Genomic DNA, 17,892 nt, shown 5'->3' with positions numbered 1-17,892 from the left:
AAAAGACAGATACCCCCATATATGTGGAAAACATTAATTTATCGTAAAAATTGTAAATTTAAAAGCTGAATTAACGGCAGAAATCATAGTTATCCACAGAAAATCAGAACCTGTTGATAGTGTGAAAAACCAAAAATAAAGCAAAATAATCCCTGATATGAAAGCATTTTAATTTTTCGGAAGGAACGAAAGCTGCATGAGTTATAAACAGACGGTTATAAAAAATGTGGATAAAATAAATGAAGCCTCCCCGGAGAAGTCTGTATTGAAGGAAATGGGGCTGTGGATAACGCAGGGAAAAACAGTGGCCCTCCCGACAGAAACCGTATATGGCCTCGGAGCAAGCGCTGTATGCACCGAAGCTGTCCGGGCGATTTTCGAAGCTAAAAACCGGCCGCCGGATAATCCGCTGATTGCTCATATTGCTGACCGCACTCAGCTAGGCAAGCTCGGGGTAACGTGGACAGAGAACATGGAAAAGCTGATGGACGCGTTCTGGCCGGGACCTTTGACGCTTATATTCCCACTGACGGAAGAAACGCCGCTGTCACCTCTTGTAACGGCGGGATTACCCACAGTGGCTGTACGAATTCCGGAGCACGAGGTGGCAAGGGCGGTGCTGACCTACGCAGGCGTACCGGTCGCAGCACCGAGTGCCAATCGTTCCGGTTCCCCGAGTCCGACTACGGCGGAGCACGTCTACAGTGACCTGAATGGGAAAATTGATGCGGTGATCGATGGCGGCCCGTGTGGATACGGGGTAGAGTCCACTGTCGTGGACTGTACGTCAGAGCTCTGCTGGATTCTGCGCCCGGGAGGAGTAACAAAGGAACAGATCGAGCAGGTGCTTGGCCCTGACACCGTCCGCTATTCGCAAGCTGCTTCTTCAGAGGGTGCCCCGGCAGCACCGGGGATGAAATACCGCCACTATTCGCCGGCGACCTCCCTCTATTTAATGAAAGGACCGGAGGATATATGGCAGAGAAAGCTCCGGGCCCTCCAGGAGGCCGGAAAGAAAGTAGCGGTACTTGCCGTGGAAGAGAACAAATCAGCGTGGACACAGGCGGACGCCTTTCTTAGTTTAGGCTCGCGCCGGGCGCCGGAAGAAACGGCATCAAAATTGTACGCTGTTCTCCGCGAATTAGATACAATGGAAGTAGACGCTGCGTTCTGTGAAGTTTTTTCAGAAGAAGGAATCGGAACCGCGCTCATGAACCGTCTGGAAAAAGCAGCATCTTCAGAACAATGAAAACTTCTGCAAGGAGTCGATGGCAATGAGTTATCACGTATTGTTTATTTGTACAGGAAACACATGCCGGAGCCCAATGGCTGCTGCACTAATGAAGCACCACTACCCGGAGGTGGAGGTGGCTTCAGCTGGTGTGATGGCTACAAATGGAGAGCCGGCAGCGGCAGAAGCCGTCCGGGCGATGGATGAAAGACAGGTGGAGATTGACCATGAGTCCCAGCCGCTGACGAAGGAACTAATCGACTGGGCGGACGTTATCTTTGCGATGACCCAGGGACACAAGGATATTATGAAGCGGATGTTTCCGGATGCGGAAAAGAAAACGGTGCTTTTAAAGGAATATGCCGGAACCAATGGGGACAGGGACATTGGAGACCCTATCGGCGGCGGCCGGGAGGTCTACCACGAAACGGCAGAGGAAATGGAAGAGGCGCTGCAGGCAGCATGGGAGCGGTATATGAAGGAAAAGTCGCTGGACTGAGCCTGGAGATTTACAGGCTGATGGATACGTGAGAAACTGAAAACAGTATAATCAAACGGAGGAGAGGTTGACATGAAAGTAGCATTGGGTGCCGATCACGGCGGGTATGAGTTAAAAGAGGAAATTAAATCTGTACTGGACGAAGCAGGGGTGGAATACGAGGACCTGGGCTGTGACTGCAGTGACTCGGTGGACTATCCCGACTACGCGGTTCCGGTGGCTGAAAAAGTAACGGCCGGCGAAGTGGACCGTGGGATTCTTGTCTGTGGCACGGGCATCGGCATGTCGATTGCTGCGAATAAAGTTAACGGCATCCGCTGCGCGCTTGTCCATGACGTATTCAGCGCAAAAATGACCCGGGCGCATAACGACAGCAATGTACTGGCCATGGGCGCGAGAGTCATTGGCTCCGGCCTCGCCGGCGAAATTGTCAAAGCCTGGATCAGTACAGAGCACGAAGGCGGCCGGCACGCCGACCGTATCCAAAAAGTAGCGGCAATTGAACAATAAGGAACGAAGAAAGGATGGGTTGTCATGGTGAACAAAGCAGAATGGCAGCAGCCTTTACGGGAATTGTTAGCTTCATTAAAGGAGCAGGCGTCGCTTCGCAGCGGCCAGGTGCTTGTGATTGGCGCGAGCACAAGTGAAGTACTCGGGGAGCATATCGGTAAGGCAGGCTCTGAGGAGGTCGCCGAAGCATTGTTTGATGTCTTTCAGGAGTTCCGCGAAGAAACCGGCGTGCGCCTTGCCTTTCAGGGCTGTGAGCATATTAATCGTGCGCTCACGGTGGAAAGGGAAACGGCGGACGCTTACGGACTGGAAGCAGTAAGTGTGGTACCCCACCCAAGAGCCGGCGGATCGATGAGCTCGTATGCGTATAAACACATGAATGAGCCGGTCGTCATCGAAGCGGTAAAAGCAGATGCCGGCATTGATATCGGATCGACCCTGATCGGCATGCATTTGAAGCCGGTGGCGGTTCCTGTTCGCGGCCCGCAGAAGCAGATTGGCGCTGCCTATGTAACGATGGCAAAAACACGGCCGAAGCTGATCGGCGGCGAGCGTGCGCGCTACGAATAGCCGCCGGAAAAAGAATCGCATACTGCGGTTCTTTTTTCTTCCCATGCCGATTAAAAAATAAAGAAATCCGAAAAAATTTCGTAAGGTACGGAAATTCGTAAAAAATACGTGTTACAATGAAAAACATAGCAACACGGAGAGAAAAATAACGAACGAAATATTAGCGGAAAAGATAATCGTTCGTTATCGCACCGAAAGGGAAGGGAGATTTACAGATGGAAACTAAGGTAAATGCAGAAAGTGTACAAACGCAGGATCCGGCCATATTTGAGGCAATGCAGAAGGAGCTGGGGCGCCAGCGCGATAAGATTGAGCTGATAGCTTCGGAAAACTTCACGAGCCGTGCAGTAATGGAAGCGCAGGGGTCCGTTCTTACCAACAAATATGCGGAGGGCTACCCGAACCGCCGCTATTACGGCGGCTGTGAGCACGTGGATACGGTGGAACAGCTCGCCATTGACCGGGCGAAGGAATTATTCTCGGCAGAATATGCGAACGTGCAGCCTCACTCCGGCGCCCAGGCAAATATGGCTGTTTACTATACGATTTTAAATCACGGCGACACCGTGCTTGGCATGAACCTTTCCCACGGGGGCCACTTAACCCACGGAAGCCCTGTCAACTTCAGCGGTGTGCAGTACAACTTTGTGGAATACGGTGTGACTAAAGAAGACCAGATGATTGACTACGATGAAGTGCTTCGCGTGGCAAAAGAAACGCAGCCAAAATTAATCGTTGCCGGTGCAAGTGCGTATCCGCGTGAAATTGACTTTAAAAAATTCCGCGAAATCGCCGATGAGGTAGACGCGTACTTAATGGTCGATATGGCACACATTGCCGGACTTGTAGCAGCAGGGGTGCACCAAAACCCGGTGCCTCATTCGCATTTTGTTACGACGACCACGCACAAAACACTGCGCGGCCCGCGCGGCGGCCTGGTGCTTTGCAAGGAAGAATTCGGCAAGAAGATTGATAAAGCAGTATTCCCGGGTCTGCAGGGTGGACCGCTTATGCACGTGATTGCTGCGAAAGCGGTCGCCTTTGGTGAAGCGCTGCAGAAGGATTTCGTAACGTATTCCGAAAACGTCGTGAAAAATGCCCGCAGCTTAAGCGACTCTCTGCAGAACGAAGGAATTACCGTCGTTTCGGGCGGCACTGACAACCACCTCGTGCTGATGGATACCCGCAGCCTGGAGCTGACAGGGAAAATAGCGGAAAAAGCACTGGACGAGGTCGGCCTCACAGCGAACAAAAACGCGATTCCGTATGACCCGGAAAAACCATTCGTCACAAGCGGCATCCGTCTCGGTTCTGCAGCCGTTACGTCCCGCGGCTTCGGCGAAGAAGAAATGAAAGAGATAGGCGCCATTATTGCCTACACGCTGAAAAACCATGAAGAGGAAGAAGCGTTAAAAGAAGCGGCTGAACGCGTGAAAGCTTTAACGGGCCGTTTCCCAATTTACGAATACCTGTAAGTCGGCAGGCGCCGGCCAAAAAAGGGCGTGCTGAAACAGCTGTTCTCCTATTTAAAGGAGGCAGCTGTTTTTCTTTATCACTTTCGGAAGAATCCTTTGTTTTTCAGGGGTGAATGCAAGTGTGTTAGGGTATATGTAGATTGGGAAAAGGAGGAGTTCAAATGGTTTTTGAACTAAATGAGAAAGCGCCGATGTTCACGCTCGCGGATGTGAACGGCGAAGAATTTAAACTCGAAGAAAAAATAGGTGAGGGCTGGCAGCTTCTCGTATTTTTCCGGGGGTCATGGTGCCCGGTATGTAAAGAAGAGCTGCAGGCCTGGGAAGAGCACCGCAGTTTTTTTGAAAACAATAACGTAAATATTACAGCCATTTCTACTGACAACCCGGAGGATCTGAGCGCGATGACCGAAGACTACGGGCTCAAGTTCCCGGTGCTCGTCGACGAAGCACTGAAGGTGCTCGACGATTACGGCGTCTTTTATCACAGCTCGGAGGCGCCATACGAAGACCACGGAGCGCACGGGGAGCCTGCATATTTTCTGCTCGATGAAGAAGGCAGGTTTTTATACCAGCACCGTCAGACCAATCCATTCGGCCGGCCGGGTCCGAAGGAGCTGCGCAAAACGGTAAAGTATATTGAAGACAATTTAAAATAAACGTTTGCAGCAGTGCATCCGGGCGCTGCTGTTATTTTCACCAGCGCGTGGAAGTTGCGGCATATTTCTGTCATTTTATATAACCTTGAATCCCTCACGCTTTTTAGGTAGAATTTCTAAAGAATATGTTCAATAGGGACATGGGTTAATAAGCACCGGCTGGCGCCGGGGAAAAAGGAGCCGACTATACTTATGGGAAATGTACATGTACTGGATCATCCGCTCATTCAACATAAACTTACATTCATCCGGGACGTCTCAACAGGAACAAAGGAATTCCGGGAGCTTGTCGATGAAGTGTCCACCCTGATGGCATTTGAGATTACAAGAAACCTTCAGCTTCAGGAAGTAACGGTGGAAACTCCGGTGGGACCGGCCAAATCCTATACGCTTGCAGGCAAAAAGCTTGGAGTGGTGCCGATTTTACGCGCAGGACTCGGTATGACCGACGGAATCATCAAACTGATCCCGGCGGCAAAAGTGGGGCACGTCGGGCTTTACCGGGATCCGGAGACACTCCAGCCGGTGGAGTATTATGTGAAGCTGCCGAGTGATGTCGAAGAGCGGGAATTTATCGTGATTGATCCGATGCTTGCGACAGGCGGTTCTGCTATCGAAGCGTTGAACAGCCTGAAAAAACGCGGGGCCCAAAATATCAAGCTCATGTGTTTAATCGCAGCGCCTGAAGGAGTGGCACTCGTTCAGGAAGCACATCCGGACGTGGACATTTACCTGGCTTCGATGGATGAAAAATTAAACGACAAAGGTTATATTGTTCCGGGTCTCGGAGATGCGGGTGACCGTTTGTTCGGCACGAAATAATAATAGATGAGAGGGCTTTTCCCATACGGGCGGAAAAGCCCTTTGATTTGCAAAAAGTGTATTCTATTTAATGAAAGCAGGGCAGTCAGATAACGTTTATGCATAGAATAAATGCTGAACGTTCATGTTTTCCGCCCAATTTTTTCTTGACTTAAAGATATGAAAATGTCACTTAATAGACACAAAATAAAAAATGCCTGAAACACGCGACAATACAGGGTTTTATTAATTTTCGTCCATTGACATCAAGGGGCGGCTATTGTACGATGATGAAGAACGTATGATAAGGTTTACATATGGGAGAAATTTGGATTTCCTTCATAAACGGCATGAGTCACGCAATTGTTTCTTTTTTTTGCCTAAAACATGTAAGGGGACAACTATTGCTACGTAAAGTTGTGTAAAAATTCTCTCAATGGATCTCGTAGTGTATTAACGGACTAACCAGTCTGTTTTTGGAGGAAAAGGTGGCCCGCGCATGAATGATACAGGCTTGTATCTCCGCTCGTTATTTATAGGATTGGCTGGAATGCTTGTATTGTACATAGCTCCGGCGCTGATTCCAACGTTCCGGCAGGAAGCAGTGAGCTTATTTGCAGGAGCGTGCGGAGGAGCTTTTAACATCTGGCACGCCCACCGGGAGACAAAACGAATCCAGAAGGCGGTACTCGAGGAAAAAAAGATTTTTCCGTTCGGGATGGCCACAAGGCTTGCAGTAGGTGTAGTCATTGCCATGCTCTATGTCCGGTTTCCGGAACAATTCCGTCTGCTTTACCTTGTGATTGGATTGTTCAGTCCTTACCTGCTGCTTTATGCTTTATCCGTTCACTTCAGCAAAGAAAAGTAGTTTTTTAGCTGCAGCGCACAATCGACTAACATAGTAAAGGGGTGACTGAGACTTGAATATACAGCACGAAGCGCCGTATATCTATGATTTGTTTGGTATACCCGGCTTCCACATTAATCTTTCCAATGTCATGATGCTGACTATTGCAGCAGTCATTGTATTTATCATTGGTGTGGTGAGTGCGCGGAGTCTCTCGATGAGACCAACCGGCTTGCAGAACGTGTTTGAAATGGTTATAGAATTCGTCCGCAACATGATTGGAAGTACCATGGACTGGAAAACCGGAGAGCGTTTCTTCGGACTTGGAATTACGATATTCCTGTTCATTCTGGTATCAAACATGCTCGGGATTCCGTTCATGCTGATTAATCATGAGACACACGTGCTTTGGTGGAAATCACCAACAGCGGATCCGGTCGTAACGATGACGCTTGCCGTAATGGTCATTGTGCTTTCGCACTTCTACGGCATCAAGATCCGCGGAGTGAAAGAGTACGGAAAGAACTACTTCCGTCCAAAGAAATTTCTCTTCCCGATTAACATTCTTGAAGAGTTTACCAACACATTGACACTTGGAGCACGGCTTTTCGGCAACCTGTATGCCAAAGAAATACTGCTGACGCTTCTCGCCACGGTAGGGACAACCTTTCCCATCGGGACCGCACTTGGCATTATCCCAATGGTTGCCTGGCAGGGATACAGCATATTTATCGGCTTCATCCAGGCGTTTATCTTCCTGGTACTGACCATGGTCTATATTTCGCATAAAGTGGAAACAGAGCATTAATCACAGCATCTGCAGAAACAACGAAACAACAATATAGTTTTAAACTAATTTAAGGAGGATTTGCACATGGGTCTTTTAGCAGCTGCAATCGCAGCAGGTTTAGCAGCAATTGGTGCAGGTATTGGTAACGCAATCGTAATCAAAGGGGCGATCGACGGTACTTCCCGTCAGCCGGAGCTTGGCGGCAGATTGCAGACACTTATGTTCATTGGTATCGGTCTTGTTGAGGCAGTTCCGATCATCGCAGTCGTTGTTGGTTTTATCACGCTTTTCCAATAAACATACGTTTTGGAAAGGGAAGCAAAATGGCGGAGTGGGGGAACTGGCTTCGCCATTCCTTTTGTATATCTAAGAAAGGAGTGAAATCTTTTGCCATCTACATTTGCGTTCGGAGATGTGCTTTTCTCACTTTTTACGTTTGTCATTTTACTGCTTTTGCTTCGCCGGTTCGCCTGGGGTCCAATTGTGGAACAGATGAAAAAACGTGAAAACCACATTTCCAATGAAATAGAGACAGCGGAAAATCACCGTCAGGAAGCGGAAAAATATTTAGAAGAGCAGCGGGTGGAAATGGAGAAAGCGCGTGAAGAAGCGCAGTCCATTATCGAAACATCCCGTAAAACGGCTCAGGAGCAGTCGAAGGAAATTATCCGGGAATCTCACGAAGAAGCCAGCCGTATGAAAGACAATGCCCTCGCTGATATTACAAGAGAGCGGGAGCAGGCAGTGGAAGCGCTTCGTGCCCAGGTCGGCCAGCTTTCTGTGCTGATTGCGACGAAAATTATTGAAAAAGAACTGGATGAAGAAGAACAGGAAAAACTGATTCAGGAATACGTACAGGAAAGCGGCGGTCGCTTATGAGTAATCCAACCCTGGCAAAACGCTACGCCCGCGCGCTTTTAAAAAGTGCGGAAGAACACGGGGCTCTTGAAGAAACCAAGCAGGAATGGGAAGCGATGCTCGAAGTGTTCCACGCTCATCCCGATATTGCTCAGATTTTCAGGTACCCGTCCATCAGCCGCGAAAGAAAACAGTCCTTCATAGCAAGTACTTTTGGTTCCTGGAGTGAACGCAGCCGTTCCATGCTGAGTGTGCTGCTTGACCGGAAACGCCTTCACCTGATTGATGAAGTGGCAGTGGAAGTCATTGCACTGATTAACGACCGTCTCGGCATTGCCAACGCGGTCGTTTATACCGTGAAACCATTATCAGAGGAAGAGAAGCAGGCAGTGTCCCGCAAGTTTGCCCAGCGGGTCGGCAAGCGCGAGCTTTATATTGAAAACAGAGTGGATCCTTCGCTCATTGGCGGCATGAAGGTGCACGTTGGACATACAATTTTTGACGGAAGCATTCAAGGTCAGCTAGACCGATTGCAGCGTAATATAACGCAAACGAATTTATCATGAATGGGGTGAATCCTGGTGAGTATCAAACCCGATGAAATTAGTTCTTTAATTAAACAGCAGATTGAACAGTTTGAAGCGGAGACAGAGTCCAAAGAAGTCGGCATCGTCATTCAGGTGGGGGACGGTATCGCCCGTGCCTACGGCCTGGACAACGCCATGGCCGGCGAGCTTCTGGAATTCGAAAACGGCGTCATGGGTATGGCGCAGAACCTTGAAGAAGGCAACGTAGGTATTATTATTCTCGGTGCTTACGAAGAAATTCGTGAAGGCGACCAGGTTAAACGGACCGGCCGCATCATGGAGGTCCCGGTCGGTGAAGAGCTGCTCGGACGTGTAGTTAACGCCCTCGGCCAGCCTGTGGACGGCCTCGGCTCCACAAACACGACCAAATCCCGTCCGATTGAAAGCGGAGCGCCCGGCATTATGGACCGTCAGTCGGTATCCGAGCCGCTTCAGACCGGCATTAAAGCCGTGGACACGATGATCCCTATCGGCCGCGGCCAGCGTGAGCTCATTATCGGCGACCGTCAGACCGGTAAAACGGCTGTTGCGATCGATACGATTTTGAACCAGAAGGACGAAGACGTTATCTGCATTTATGTAGCCATCGGCCAGAAAGACTCCACCGTGGCAGAGGTCGTGGATACGTTCCGCCAGAAGGGCGCGCTTGATTATACAATCGTCGTAAACGCAGGGGCTTCCGAGCCGGCACCAATGCTTTACCTGGCGCCGTATGCCGGAGCTTCCATGGGCGAAGAGTTTATGTACAACGGCAAGCACGTGCTCATTGTGTATGATGACTTAACAAAACAGGCGAATGCATACCGTGAACTTTCCCTTCTTCTTCGCCGCCCGCCAGGCCGTGAAGCCTTCCCAGGGGACGTCTTTTACCTTCACTCCCGTCTGCTCGAACGTGCAGCAAAGCTGAGTGATGAGAGAGGCGCTGGTTCAATGACCGCTCTTCCAATCATTGAAACCCAGGCAGGGGACGTAGGTGCCTACATTCCAACAAACGTGATTTCCATCACCGACGGCCAGATCTTCCTGCAGGCGAACCTTTTCAACTCCGGCGTTCGTCCGGCCATCAACCCGGGTATTTCCGTATCCCGTGTCGGCGGCTCGGCCCAGACAAAGGCAATGAAAAAGGTTTCCGGTACGCTCCGTCTGGACCTGGCCTCGTTCCGTGAGCTCGAAGCCTTCTCCCAGTTCGGCTCCGACCTGGACAAAGCGACACAGGACAAGCTGGCACGTGGGGGAAGAACAGTAGAAGTGCTCAAACAGGGGCTTCACCAGCCGCTTCGCATGGAGCTGCAGGTAGCAATTGTGTTTGCCCTGACAAGAGGCTTCCTGGACAACATCCCGACAGACGACATCCGCCGTTACGAAAAAGAACTGCTTGCGTATCTTGAATCGAGTCATTCAGAGCTTCTGGCAGGCATTCGTGATACTGGAAAGCTTCCGGACGAAGAAGAGTTCAAGCAGGCGATTCAGTCGTTTGAGAAGTCATTTAACCCTTCAAAATAAAGATTGCCGAACGTAAAAAGGTTCAAAAGGTGGTGAACAGATGGCTTCCTTAAAAGAAATTAAAGGCCGTATTCAGTCGACAAAAAAAACGAAGCAGATTACAAGTGCCATGGAAATGGTCTCTGCGTCAAAGCTGAATAAGGCCCAGCAAAATGCTCAGCGGTATGAGCCGTATACGAAAAAAATCAAAGACGTTGTTTCCGGCATCGCTGCCGGCAGCAGCGGTATCTCCCACCCTATGCTAGAAGAACGGCCTGTAAAGAAGACCGGCTATATTGCCATATTTACAGACCAGGGGCTTGCGGGGGCATACAACTCGAATATACTTCGGGACTTAATGCAAAAGCTTCGGGAGCGCCACCAGTCAAAGGACGAGTACAGCGTCATTGTGATTGGCCGGACAGGAAGAGACCTGTTAAAACGCTACGGTATTCCGATGTTCGACGAAATCACGGGCCTGCCGGACCAGCCGTCCTTTAACGATATTAAAAACGTCACGCGTCTTGCGGTCGATTTGTACGCAAACGAAGATGTGGACGAGCTGTATATCTGGTACAACCATTTTATTAATCCGATCCAGCAGAAGGTGACCGAAAAGAAACTGCTGCCGCTGACGGAGGAAGTAAGTGAAGAGGAAAATAAAGGCAGTGCCCAGTATGAATACGAGCCGTCACCGGAAGCGATTTTAAAGCAGCTTCTCCCGCAGTACGCGGAAAGCTTAATCTACGGTGCCCTCCTCGATGCTAAAGCGAGTGAGTTTGGTGCCCGGATGACAGCGATGAGTGCAGCGACCGACAACGCCAACAACATGGTCGATGATTTAACACTTTCCTACAACCGTGCCCGCCAGGCAGCAGTTACGCAGGAAATTACCGAAATCGTCGGCGGTGCAGCTGCGCTTGAATAAAAGAATCATTTCGTCCGGCCCTGCCGGACAGTAAGGAGGGGAACGATTACCATGAGTGAAGAAAACGGTCGAATTACTCAGATTTTGGGACCGGTTATTGATGTTCAGTTTCCAAGCGGCCAGCTTCCGGAACTAAACAACGCGCTCCGCGTATCACAGCCGGCAACTGAAAATAAAGAAGCAATAGAAGTCACCCTCGAAGTTGCGCAGCATTTGGGCGACAACTCCGTGCGTACAATCGCCATGTCCTCGACAGACGGTCTTATTCGCGGAACCGAAGTGAGCAACACAGGAGGCTCGATTTCAGTTCCTGTCGGAAACGATACACTAAGTCGTGTATTTAACGTCCTCGGGGAGCCGATTGATATGAAAGAGCAGGTGGCAGACAGCGTGGAGCGCAAGCCGATCCACCGCAAGCCGCCGAAGTTTGACGAGCTCGCCGTAGAGACGCAGGTTCTTGAAACAGGCATTAAAGTCGTAGACCTGCTTGCCCCTTACGTAAAAGGCGGAAAAATCGGCCTGTTCGGTGGTGCCGGCGTAGGGAAAACCGTACTTATCCAGGAGCTCATTAACAACATTGCCCAGGAGCACGGCGGGATTTCCGTGTTTGCGGGAGTAGGGGAGCGTACCCGTGAAGGGAACGACCTTTACTTTGAAATGAGCGATTCCGGTGTTATTAACAAAGCAGCCATGGTGTTTGGCCAGATGAACGAGCCGCCGGGTGCCCGGATGCGCGTAGCCCTGACCGGCCTGACAATGGCAGAGCATTTCCGTGATGAAGAAGGGGCCGATGTGCTTCTCTTTATCGACAACATTTACCGTTTCACGCAGGCAGGCTCGGAAGTATCCGCCCTTCTCGGCCGGATGCCGTCCGCCGTTGGGTACCAGCCGACGCTTGCAACAGAAATGGGTCAGCTGCAGGAGCGTATCACCTCCACGAAAAAAGGATCGGTTACGTCGATTCAGGCAGTGTATGTGCCGGCCGATGACTATACGGACCCGGCCCCGGCAACAACGTTTGCCCACCTGGATGCCACAACCAACCTGGAGCGCCGGTTAACAGAAATGGGTATTTACCCGGCTGTGGATCCGCTCGCTTCCACATCACGTGCGCTTGCACCAGAGGTTGTTGGCGAAGAGCATTACGATGTCGCCCAGCAGGTAAAACAAACGATCCAGAAATATAATGAACTCCAGGATATTATCGCCATCCTCGGGATGGAAGAGCTTTCTGAAGAAGACAAGCTCACGGTAAACCGTGCCCGCCGCATTCAGTTCTTCCTTTCACAGAATTTCCACGTGGCAGAGCAGTTTACCGGCCAGAAGGGTACGTACGTATCCGTGAAGGATACAGTACGTGGATTCAAGGAAATTCTTGACGGGCAGCACGATGACGTGCCGGAAGACGCCTTCCGCCTTGTCGGCCCGATTGAAGATGTAGTGGAAAAAGCAAAATCTATGTCCTAAGGACGACACGGGGGAGGGAGAACACAGATGGCAACGATGCATCTCAGCGTAGTGACTCCGGACGGGTCCGTCTTTGATGGAGAAGTAGAGATGGTCAGTGTTCGTGCGGAAAGTGGCGAAATGGGGATTCTCCCCGGCCACGTTCCAACCGTGGCTCCTCTAAAAATCGATGCAGTCCGCATTAAGTACGAAAACAAAGTAAAGCTACTGGCCGTGAGTGAAGGATTCGTAGAAGTCCGCTCTGACGCCGTTAATATTTTGGCGGAATCTGCAGAAACTCCAGGAGAGATCGATCCGGAACGGGCCCGCATCGCCAAAGAGCGGGCAGAGGAACGACTGGACCGGATAAATGAAGAGGAAATTGACGTCATGCGGGCACGCCTTGCCTTAAAACGGGCAAACACCCGCCTGAAGGTTTCCGAAGGCTCATAAAGAAACATCCGAAGAATCGTTTTTCCCAACGGAGAAACGGTTCTTTTTTAAATTGTATTGTATACGGCTGGGGGAGTAGTGAAATTAAATAACAGCAGTATCTGCTTTTCTATAGAAGATAGAACTATAGATGTTTGATTACGAATCCTTTATAATAAAATATGCTTATAGTTATACAAATTTTTATAATAATAGTACAGGACTCCATGAACCCAACGACCGCCGCACATAGTAGCAGAACCTTGGTCTCTTGTCTTCCCTGATGCATTTGATTATTCTGAAGCGTGGCTCAAAATTTGCAAAGAACGTTGTACGGCAACAAAGAAAGGCATGATGGCATGAATCCGGACGGCCAGGAAGCACTAATACATATCCTGCTCCATCTCTCTTTTTTTATCCTGACCTGGTGGTGTCTGCAGGCGTTTCGGTTTGACGTTTTTATCCGGAGACCGGAAAGCCTGAAGGGGAGACTTTTGATTATATTGTTCGCTATTGCAATCAGCTACTCTGTAAGCAGTTTCTTTATCGATTATTTTGATTTTTCTTTGTACCTCCGTTACCTGTTTTTCACACTTTTGGCATAAAAGATTATGAAAATGCGGGAGCGGGTAAAGGATTCTGTATGAAATTCATCGATGCTGCCGGAATTGACATGGAAAAACTGTTTTTTTACCGCTGTAACGTTTTGAGACGGGAAGCGACTAATGAAAAGGCTAGACAAATGGACGAAAGAAATGCACAGCTCTTTAAGTAAAGTACGCAGCACAAAAAGATAATATGCATAAGTATAGCGGAGGGAATTAAATTGGATAAAATTATTGTACAGGGAGGCAGACGCCTAAAGGGGTCCGTCAAAGCAGAAGGAGCAAAAAACGCGGTTCTGCCTGTTATTGCAGCTACTCTTTTGGCAGAAGAAGGACGCAGCACACTTTATGATGTGCCGCCGCTCGCAGACGTAGACACAATCTCCAATGTTTTGCGCCACGTCGGAACAGAAGTTAATTACGAGAATCACCGCTGGACAGCTGACGCTACGGGTGATCTTTCCACAGAAGCCCCGTTTGAGTATGTCAGCAAAATGCGGGCTTCGTTTCTCGTCATGGGCCCGCTTTTAGCAAGAAAAGGGATCGCCCATATTGCGCTTCCGGGGGGATGCGCGATTGGCTCCCGGCCGATCGATCAGCACCTTAAAGGATTTGAAGCGATGGGAGCTCACGTCGAAATCGGCAACGGCTATATTGAAGCGAAGGTGGAGGAACGCCTGCAGGGAGCACGCATTTATCTTGATTTTCCAAGCGTCGGCGCTACTGAAAATATTATGATGGCCGCTGCTCTTGCAGAAGGCACTACCACGCTTGAAAATGTAGCAGAGGAACCGGAAATCGTGGACCTTGCCAACTTTATTAATGCGATGGGCGGCAAAGTACGCGGCGCCGGAACCGGCACTATCCGCATTGAGGGTGTGGATAAATTAACCGGAGCGGAGCATACAATTATTCCGGACCGGATTGAAGCAGGCACCTTTATGATTGCTGCTGCGATTACCGGGGGAGAAGTATTCGTCGAAGGCGCAATGCATGAACATTTACGTCCGCTTGTAGCAAAAATGCGCGAAATGGGCGTAAAGATTGAAGAAAGCGACGGGGGCATGCTTGTCACAGGCCCGGACATTTTAAAGCCGGTGGATATTAAAACCATGCCGCATCCCGGCTTTCCAACAGACATGCAGGCGCAGTTTATGGCGCTTTTAACCCAGGCGAAGGGCACCGGCCTTATTACAGAAACGGTTTTCGAAAACCGCTTTATGCACGTCGAGGAATTCCAGCGCATGAACGCAAGCATCAAGATCGAAGGACGCACAGCGATCATCAGTGGTCCGAAAAAACTGCAGGGTGCTGAAGTATCAGCTACCGATCTCCGCGCCGGAGCAGCTTTAATCGTTGCCGGTCTCGTAGCGGAGGGAGAAACAACGGTAACAGAGCTCCGTCACCTGGACCGCGGATATGTTGACTTTCATAAAAAGCTGCAGGGTCTCGGCGCGAATGTAAAGCGCGTGAATGCAGACGAGGAAGCAGATACGTCCCTAAAAACAGCTGAGCGCTCCTAGTTTTTCAATGACGCAGGCCATCACTATTCAGTGGTGGTCTTTTTTATATGGCAATAGTGGGTATATAGTATCTGACAAAATAGGATATACATCACTAAATGCTGACTTATATTCCTCGATACAGGCTTATGTGGTAAAATAGAACTAATTATAAATATGGACAATTTGAAGAGAAAAGTGCGCCCGCCGGCTTGCGTCCGGCCTGCATTTACGGAAACGGGGAATACAATTATGCTGAGGGGTTTTTATAACGCTGCTTCGGGGATGACAACCCAGCAGAGAAAAACGGATGTGCTGAACAATAATATTGCCAACGCCAACACGCCGGGCTACAAATCTGATCAAAGTGCGATCCGGACATTTCCCGAGCAGCTTCTGCATGCGGAGAATGCCGGGAGAGGCCCGCACACGATCGGTTCACTTGGAACAGGCGTCTACATGCAGGACCAGGCCCCTTCATTTACTCCGGGAGAGCTGCAGGAAACGAAGGCCCCAGCCGATGTCGCTCTGCTTGAAGCAGAGGTGCCGGATGAAAACGGGGCAGTGCTGTTTACGGTCCAGGGGGAAGATGGGACGGCCTATACCAGGAACGGCAACTGGACAGTGGATGCAGAAGGATTTTTAACAACAGCGGACGGCCAGTACATATTAAATAACCAAGGAACTCCGGTAGAAACCGGAAACGAAAATTTTCAAATTTCCGAAGACGGCACAGTACGGCTTGAAAATGGCGGGGAAGCCGGACAGCTTGGGGTGGCGTATGCCCCTGATACCAACGATTTAGTCAAAACCGAAGCGGGTCTTTTTGAAGCGGAGGAGGAGCTTGGTGCGGCAGCGGACAACGAAAACGTCCGCTATCAGATGAAGCAGGGATTTCTCGAACAGTCCAATACCGATTCCACCCAGGCGATGACGGAGCTGATGGAAGCATACCGGATGTTTGAATCCAACCAGAAGGTGATGCAGACGTATGACCGCAGCATGGAAAAGGCTGTGAATGAAGTGGGACGCCTCGGTTAGACCATATAAAAAATTGAATTCAGGAGGAACACAGCATGTACTCGGGATTACGTATACCATTTCAGTCCATGGGCTCAGTCCAGCAGCAGATGGACACCATCAGCAACAACCTCTCCAATGCGGAAACGGCCGGATTTAAATCAAGACAGGCGACGTTCAGTGAAATGATGTATCAGCAGGAGGATAATATGCCGATGCCGGAAAACGGTACTGGACGGCTTACTCCGCCGGGTATACGGACCGGCGGCGGTGCAGCCATCGGCCAGACAGCACTTCGGATGGAGCAGGGCTCACTGAAGGAGAGTGAGCGTGAGCTGGATTTTGCGCTTGAAGACCCGGACGCTTTTTTTCAGATAGAGGCGGAAGACGGAGCGGTTGAATATACAAAGGACGGGCAGCTGTATCTGTCAGAAAACCCGGAGGCTCCCGGCAGCTATACGCTCGTTGATCAAAATGGGGGCTTTGTATTAAACGAAGCCGGAGGGAGATTTGATATTCCCGCAGGGGCTTCGGAATTTTCGATGCAGGAAAATGGGGAGCTGACAGCTGTAACGGCGGCCGGGGATAACGTGAACCTTGGTTCATTTGGCGTGGTTCAGGTGGAGCGTCCGCAGGCGCTGACGTCGGTCGGAGGCAATCGGTACCGTTTTGAGGATTTAGATGGACTCGGGGCAGCGGAAAATGATATGGTTATAGAAGCTGACCCGTCCAGCGTAAAGCAGGGAATGGTCGAGCAGTCTAATGTGGATTTATCGAATGAATTAGTAAATATGATGAATGCCCAAAGACAATACTCGTTTAATTCCCGTGCACTGACGCAGGGAGACCAGATGCTTGGATTAATTAACAGTATTCGATAAGTCTTTGCGGTTAAGGGAGCATAGATAGTACATATGAGCAATCAGGACAACCATACAAGGAGTTCCAAACCGAATAGGAAAGAACAGCTGAAAAGAGGAGCACAGAAGGTGCGTGCGCGTCTTCAGCACCTGCTCTGGTGGCACTGGCTGATTATTATTTTAATTCTGGCTTTTATCTGTTCGGTTATCGGCCTGATGATTGGCTATGCGGTCGGGGGAGGCAATCCTTTTCAGGCTTTAAACCCGGCAACCTGGCTGGAGATTTATCGGTTAATTCGAGGAAATTAGCATAAAAAGTGAGGAAAAAATAATGCTTTCAATAGAACAAATCAAAGAGATTATTCCCCACCGTTACCCATTTCTTCTTGTCGATAAAATTATCGAGGTAGAACCCGGGGAGCGGGCGGTAGGCATTAAAAATGTCAGCGCCAATGAAGAATTTTTCAATGGACACTTCCCCGACTATCCGGTGATGCCGGGAGTGCTTATCATTGAAGCGATCGCCCAGGCCGGCGGCGTCGCACTGATGCAGCAGGAGGATATGAAGGGAAAGCTTGCCCTGTTTGCAGGCATCGATGAATGCCGCTTTAAAGGCCAGGTGAAGCCGGGAGACCAGCTGCGTCTCGAAATGGAAGTCACCAAACAGCGACGCTCCATTGTGAAAGGAAAAGGAACAGCTTCCGTAGATGGCAAGGTCGTTGCAGAAGCGGATCTGATGTTTGCGATTCAATAGTAAAAAGGACTGCGGCCAGAGCGGGCTGCAGTCCTTTTT

Annotated in this window: 22 protein-coding genes; all 22 read left to right on the top strand. The window is 50.0% G+C overall.

Going from position 1 to position 17,892, the window contains the following annotated elements; genetic code table 11:
* Nucleotides 1-196 precede the first annotated feature (196 nt).
* Nucleotides 197-1,249: an L-threonylcarbamoyladenylate synthase gene (locus Q0757_RS08635; protein ID WP_298786328.1), complete on the top strand. Its 1,053-nt coding sequence runs from the start codon at nt 197-199 to the stop codon at nt 1,247-1,249.
* A gap of 25 nt (nt 1,250-1,274) precedes the next feature.
* Nucleotides 1,275-1,730, top strand: coding sequence for a low molecular weight protein arginine phosphatase (locus tag Q0757_RS08630; RefSeq protein WP_298786327.1), 456 nt, complete (start codon nt 1,275-1,277; stop codon nt 1,728-1,730).
* A gap of 72 nt (nt 1,731-1,802) precedes the next feature.
* The gene (gene rpiB, locus Q0757_RS08625) at nt 1,803-2,240 is read left to right on the top strand and encodes a ribose 5-phosphate isomerase B (RefSeq protein WP_298786325.1); all 438 of its coding nucleotides are present in this window, start codon (nt 1,803-1,805) and stop codon (nt 2,238-2,240) included.
* A gap of 24 nt (nt 2,241-2,264) precedes the next feature.
* Nucleotides 2,265-2,810 carry a TIGR01440 family protein gene (locus Q0757_RS08620; protein ID WP_298786323.1) on the top strand — a complete coding sequence of 182 codons (546 nt, stop codon included), beginning with the start codon at nt 2,265-2,267 and terminating at the stop codon, nt 2,808-2,810.
* Nucleotides 2,811-3,025: 215 nt separating this feature from the next.
* Nucleotides 3,026-4,285, top strand: coding sequence for a serine hydroxymethyltransferase (gene glyA, locus Q0757_RS08615; protein WP_298786321.1), 1,260 nt, complete (start codon nt 3,026-3,028; stop codon nt 4,283-4,285).
* Nucleotides 4,286-4,446: 161 nt separating this feature from the next.
* On the top strand, nt 4,447-4,941 hold the full coding sequence (locus tag Q0757_RS08610) for a peroxiredoxin (protein WP_298786320.1): 495 nt from the start codon (nt 4,447-4,449) through the stop codon (nt 4,939-4,941).
* A gap of 192 nt (nt 4,942-5,133) precedes the next feature.
* On the top strand, nt 5,134-5,763 hold the full coding sequence (gene upp, locus Q0757_RS08605; RefSeq protein ID WP_091613161.1) for a uracil phosphoribosyltransferase: 630 nt from the start codon (nt 5,134-5,136) through the stop codon (nt 5,761-5,763).
* A 478-nt stretch (nt 5,764-6,241) separates the two neighbouring features.
* Nucleotides 6,242-6,610, top strand: coding sequence for an ATP synthase subunit I (locus Q0757_RS08600; protein ID WP_298786314.1), 369 nt, complete (start codon nt 6,242-6,244; stop codon nt 6,608-6,610).
* Nucleotides 6,611-6,689: 79 nt separating this feature from the next.
* A complete protein-coding gene (gene atpB, locus Q0757_RS08595; RefSeq protein WP_298787006.1) occupies nt 6,690-7,397 on the top strand; it encodes a F0F1 ATP synthase subunit A in 708 nt (235 codons plus the stop codon).
* A gap of 66 nt (nt 7,398-7,463) precedes the next feature.
* The gene (gene atpE, locus Q0757_RS08590) at nt 7,464-7,676 is read left to right on the top strand and encodes a F0F1 ATP synthase subunit C (RefSeq protein ID WP_022794575.1); all 213 of its coding nucleotides are present in this window, start codon (nt 7,464-7,466) and stop codon (nt 7,674-7,676) included.
* 90 nt (nt 7,677-7,766) lie between these two features.
* A complete protein-coding gene (atpF, locus tag Q0757_RS08585; protein ID WP_298786310.1) occupies nt 7,767-8,258 on the top strand; it encodes a F0F1 ATP synthase subunit B in 492 nt (163 codons plus the stop codon).
* Complete coding sequence (locus Q0757_RS08580; protein ID WP_298786308.1) at nt 8,255-8,803, top strand: F0F1 ATP synthase subunit delta; 549 nt, start codon at nt 8,255-8,257, stop codon at nt 8,801-8,803. Before atpF ends, Q0757_RS08580 begins: the two co-directional genes overlap by 4 nt.
* Before the next feature lie 15 nt (nt 8,804-8,818).
* The gene (gene atpA / locus Q0757_RS08575; RefSeq protein WP_298786306.1) at nt 8,819-10,327 is read left to right on the top strand and encodes a F0F1 ATP synthase subunit alpha; all 1,509 of its coding nucleotides are present in this window, start codon (nt 8,819-8,821) and stop codon (nt 10,325-10,327) included.
* Nucleotides 10,328-10,367: 40 nt separating this feature from the next.
* Nucleotides 10,368-11,234, top strand: coding sequence for an ATP synthase F1 subunit gamma (gene atpG / locus Q0757_RS08570; RefSeq protein WP_298786304.1), 867 nt, complete (start codon nt 10,368-10,370; stop codon nt 11,232-11,234).
* 51 nt (nt 11,235-11,285) lie between these two features.
* Nucleotides 11,286-12,701 (top strand): F0F1 ATP synthase subunit beta, encoded by a 1,416-nt coding sequence (gene atpD, locus Q0757_RS08565; protein ID WP_298786302.1) that lies wholly within the window; start codon nt 11,286-11,288, stop codon nt 12,699-12,701.
* Between the two features lie 27 nt (nt 12,702-12,728).
* The gene (locus Q0757_RS08560; RefSeq protein WP_298786301.1) at nt 12,729-13,133 is read left to right on the top strand and encodes a F0F1 ATP synthase subunit epsilon; all 405 of its coding nucleotides are present in this window, start codon (nt 12,729-12,731) and stop codon (nt 13,131-13,133) included.
* A gap of 338 nt (nt 13,134-13,471) precedes the next feature.
* Nucleotides 13,472-13,717: a DUF1146 family protein gene (locus Q0757_RS08555; protein ID WP_022794568.1), complete on the top strand. Its 246-nt coding sequence runs from the start codon at nt 13,472-13,474 to the stop codon at nt 13,715-13,717.
* Between the two features lie 221 nt (nt 13,718-13,938).
* On the top strand, nt 13,939-15,240 hold the full coding sequence (gene murA / locus Q0757_RS08550) for a UDP-N-acetylglucosamine 1-carboxyvinyltransferase (protein ID WP_298786298.1): 1,302 nt from the start codon (nt 13,939-13,941) through the stop codon (nt 15,238-15,240).
* A gap of 231 nt (nt 15,241-15,471) precedes the next feature.
* Nucleotides 15,472-16,260: a flagellar hook-basal body protein gene (locus tag Q0757_RS08545; RefSeq protein WP_298786296.1), complete on the top strand. Its 789-nt coding sequence runs from the start codon at nt 15,472-15,474 to the stop codon at nt 16,258-16,260.
* Between the two features lie 35 nt (nt 16,261-16,295).
* Entirely contained in the window at nt 16,296-17,120 is an 825-nt protein-coding gene (locus Q0757_RS08540) for a flagellar hook-basal body protein (RefSeq protein WP_298786294.1), read from the top strand.
* Between the two features lie 33 nt (nt 17,121-17,153).
* Entirely contained in the window at nt 17,154-17,408 is a 255-nt protein-coding gene (locus tag Q0757_RS08535; protein WP_298786292.1) for a DNA-directed RNA polymerase subunit beta, read from the top strand.
* 22 nt (nt 17,409-17,430) lie between these two features.
* The gene (gene fabZ, locus Q0757_RS08530; protein ID WP_027847263.1) at nt 17,431-17,853 is read left to right on the top strand and encodes a 3-hydroxyacyl-ACP dehydratase FabZ; all 423 of its coding nucleotides are present in this window, start codon (nt 17,431-17,433) and stop codon (nt 17,851-17,853) included.
* The last annotated feature ends 39 nt before the right edge of the window (nt 17,854-17,892 follow it).

Source organism: uncultured Marinococcus sp. (genome assembly GCF_947493875.1).
Classification (GTDB): domain Bacteria; phylum Bacillota; class Bacilli; order Bacillales; family Marinococcaceae; genus Marinococcus.
Note: the sequence above shows the minus strand (reverse complement) of the source record. Positions and strands in the feature narration are given on the sequence as shown.

Bases quoted from the DNA above. Each gene is read 5' to 3' on its own strand.
- Q0757_RS08635 (WP_298786328.1), top strand. From the start codon at position 197: ATGAGTTATAAACAGACGGTTATAAAAAATGTGGATAAAATAAATGAA.
- Q0757_RS08630 (WP_298786327.1), top strand. From the start codon at position 1,275: ATGAGTTATCACGTATTGTTTATTTGTACAGGAAACACATGCCGGAGC.
- rpiB (WP_298786325.1), top strand. From the start codon at position 1,803: ATGAAAGTAGCATTGGGTGCCGATCACGGCGGGTATGAGTTAAAAGAG.
- Q0757_RS08620 (WP_298786323.1), top strand. From the start codon at position 2,265: ATGGTGAACAAAGCAGAATGGCAGCAGCCTTTACGGGAATTGTTAGCT.
- glyA (WP_298786321.1), top strand. From the start codon at position 3,026: ATGGAAACTAAGGTAAATGCAGAAAGTGTACAAACGCAGGATCCGGCC.
- Q0757_RS08610 (WP_298786320.1), top strand. From the start codon at position 4,447: ATGGTTTTTGAACTAAATGAGAAAGCGCCGATGTTCACGCTCGCGGAT.
- upp (WP_091613161.1), top strand. From the start codon at position 5,134: ATGGGAAATGTACATGTACTGGATCATCCGCTCATTCAACATAAACTT.
- Q0757_RS08600 (WP_298786314.1), top strand. From the start codon at position 6,242: ATGAATGATACAGGCTTGTATCTCCGCTCGTTATTTATAGGATTGGCT.
- atpE (WP_022794575.1), top strand. From the start codon at position 7,464: ATGGGTCTTTTAGCAGCTGCAATCGCAGCAGGTTTAGCAGCAATTGGT.
- Q0757_RS08580 (WP_298786308.1), top strand. From the start codon at position 8,255: ATGAGTAATCCAACCCTGGCAAAACGCTACGCCCGCGCGCTTTTAAAA.
- atpG (WP_298786304.1), top strand. From the start codon at position 10,368: ATGGCTTCCTTAAAAGAAATTAAAGGCCGTATTCAGTCGACAAAAAAA.
- atpD (WP_298786302.1), top strand. From the start codon at position 11,286: ATGAGTGAAGAAAACGGTCGAATTACTCAGATTTTGGGACCGGTTATT.
- Q0757_RS08560 (WP_298786301.1), top strand. From the start codon at position 12,729: ATGGCAACGATGCATCTCAGCGTAGTGACTCCGGACGGGTCCGTCTTT.
- Q0757_RS08555 (WP_022794568.1), top strand. From the start codon at position 13,472: ATGAATCCGGACGGCCAGGAAGCACTAATACATATCCTGCTCCATCTC.
- Q0757_RS08545 (WP_298786296.1), top strand. From the start codon at position 15,472: ATGCTGAGGGGTTTTTATAACGCTGCTTCGGGGATGACAACCCAGCAG.
- Q0757_RS08540 (WP_298786294.1), top strand. From the start codon at position 16,296: ATGTACTCGGGATTACGTATACCATTTCAGTCCATGGGCTCAGTCCAG.
- Q0757_RS08535 (WP_298786292.1), top strand. From the start codon at position 17,154: ATGAGCAATCAGGACAACCATACAAGGAGTTCCAAACCGAATAGGAAA.
- fabZ (WP_027847263.1), top strand. From the start codon at position 17,431: ATGCTTTCAATAGAACAAATCAAAGAGATTATTCCCCACCGTTACCCA.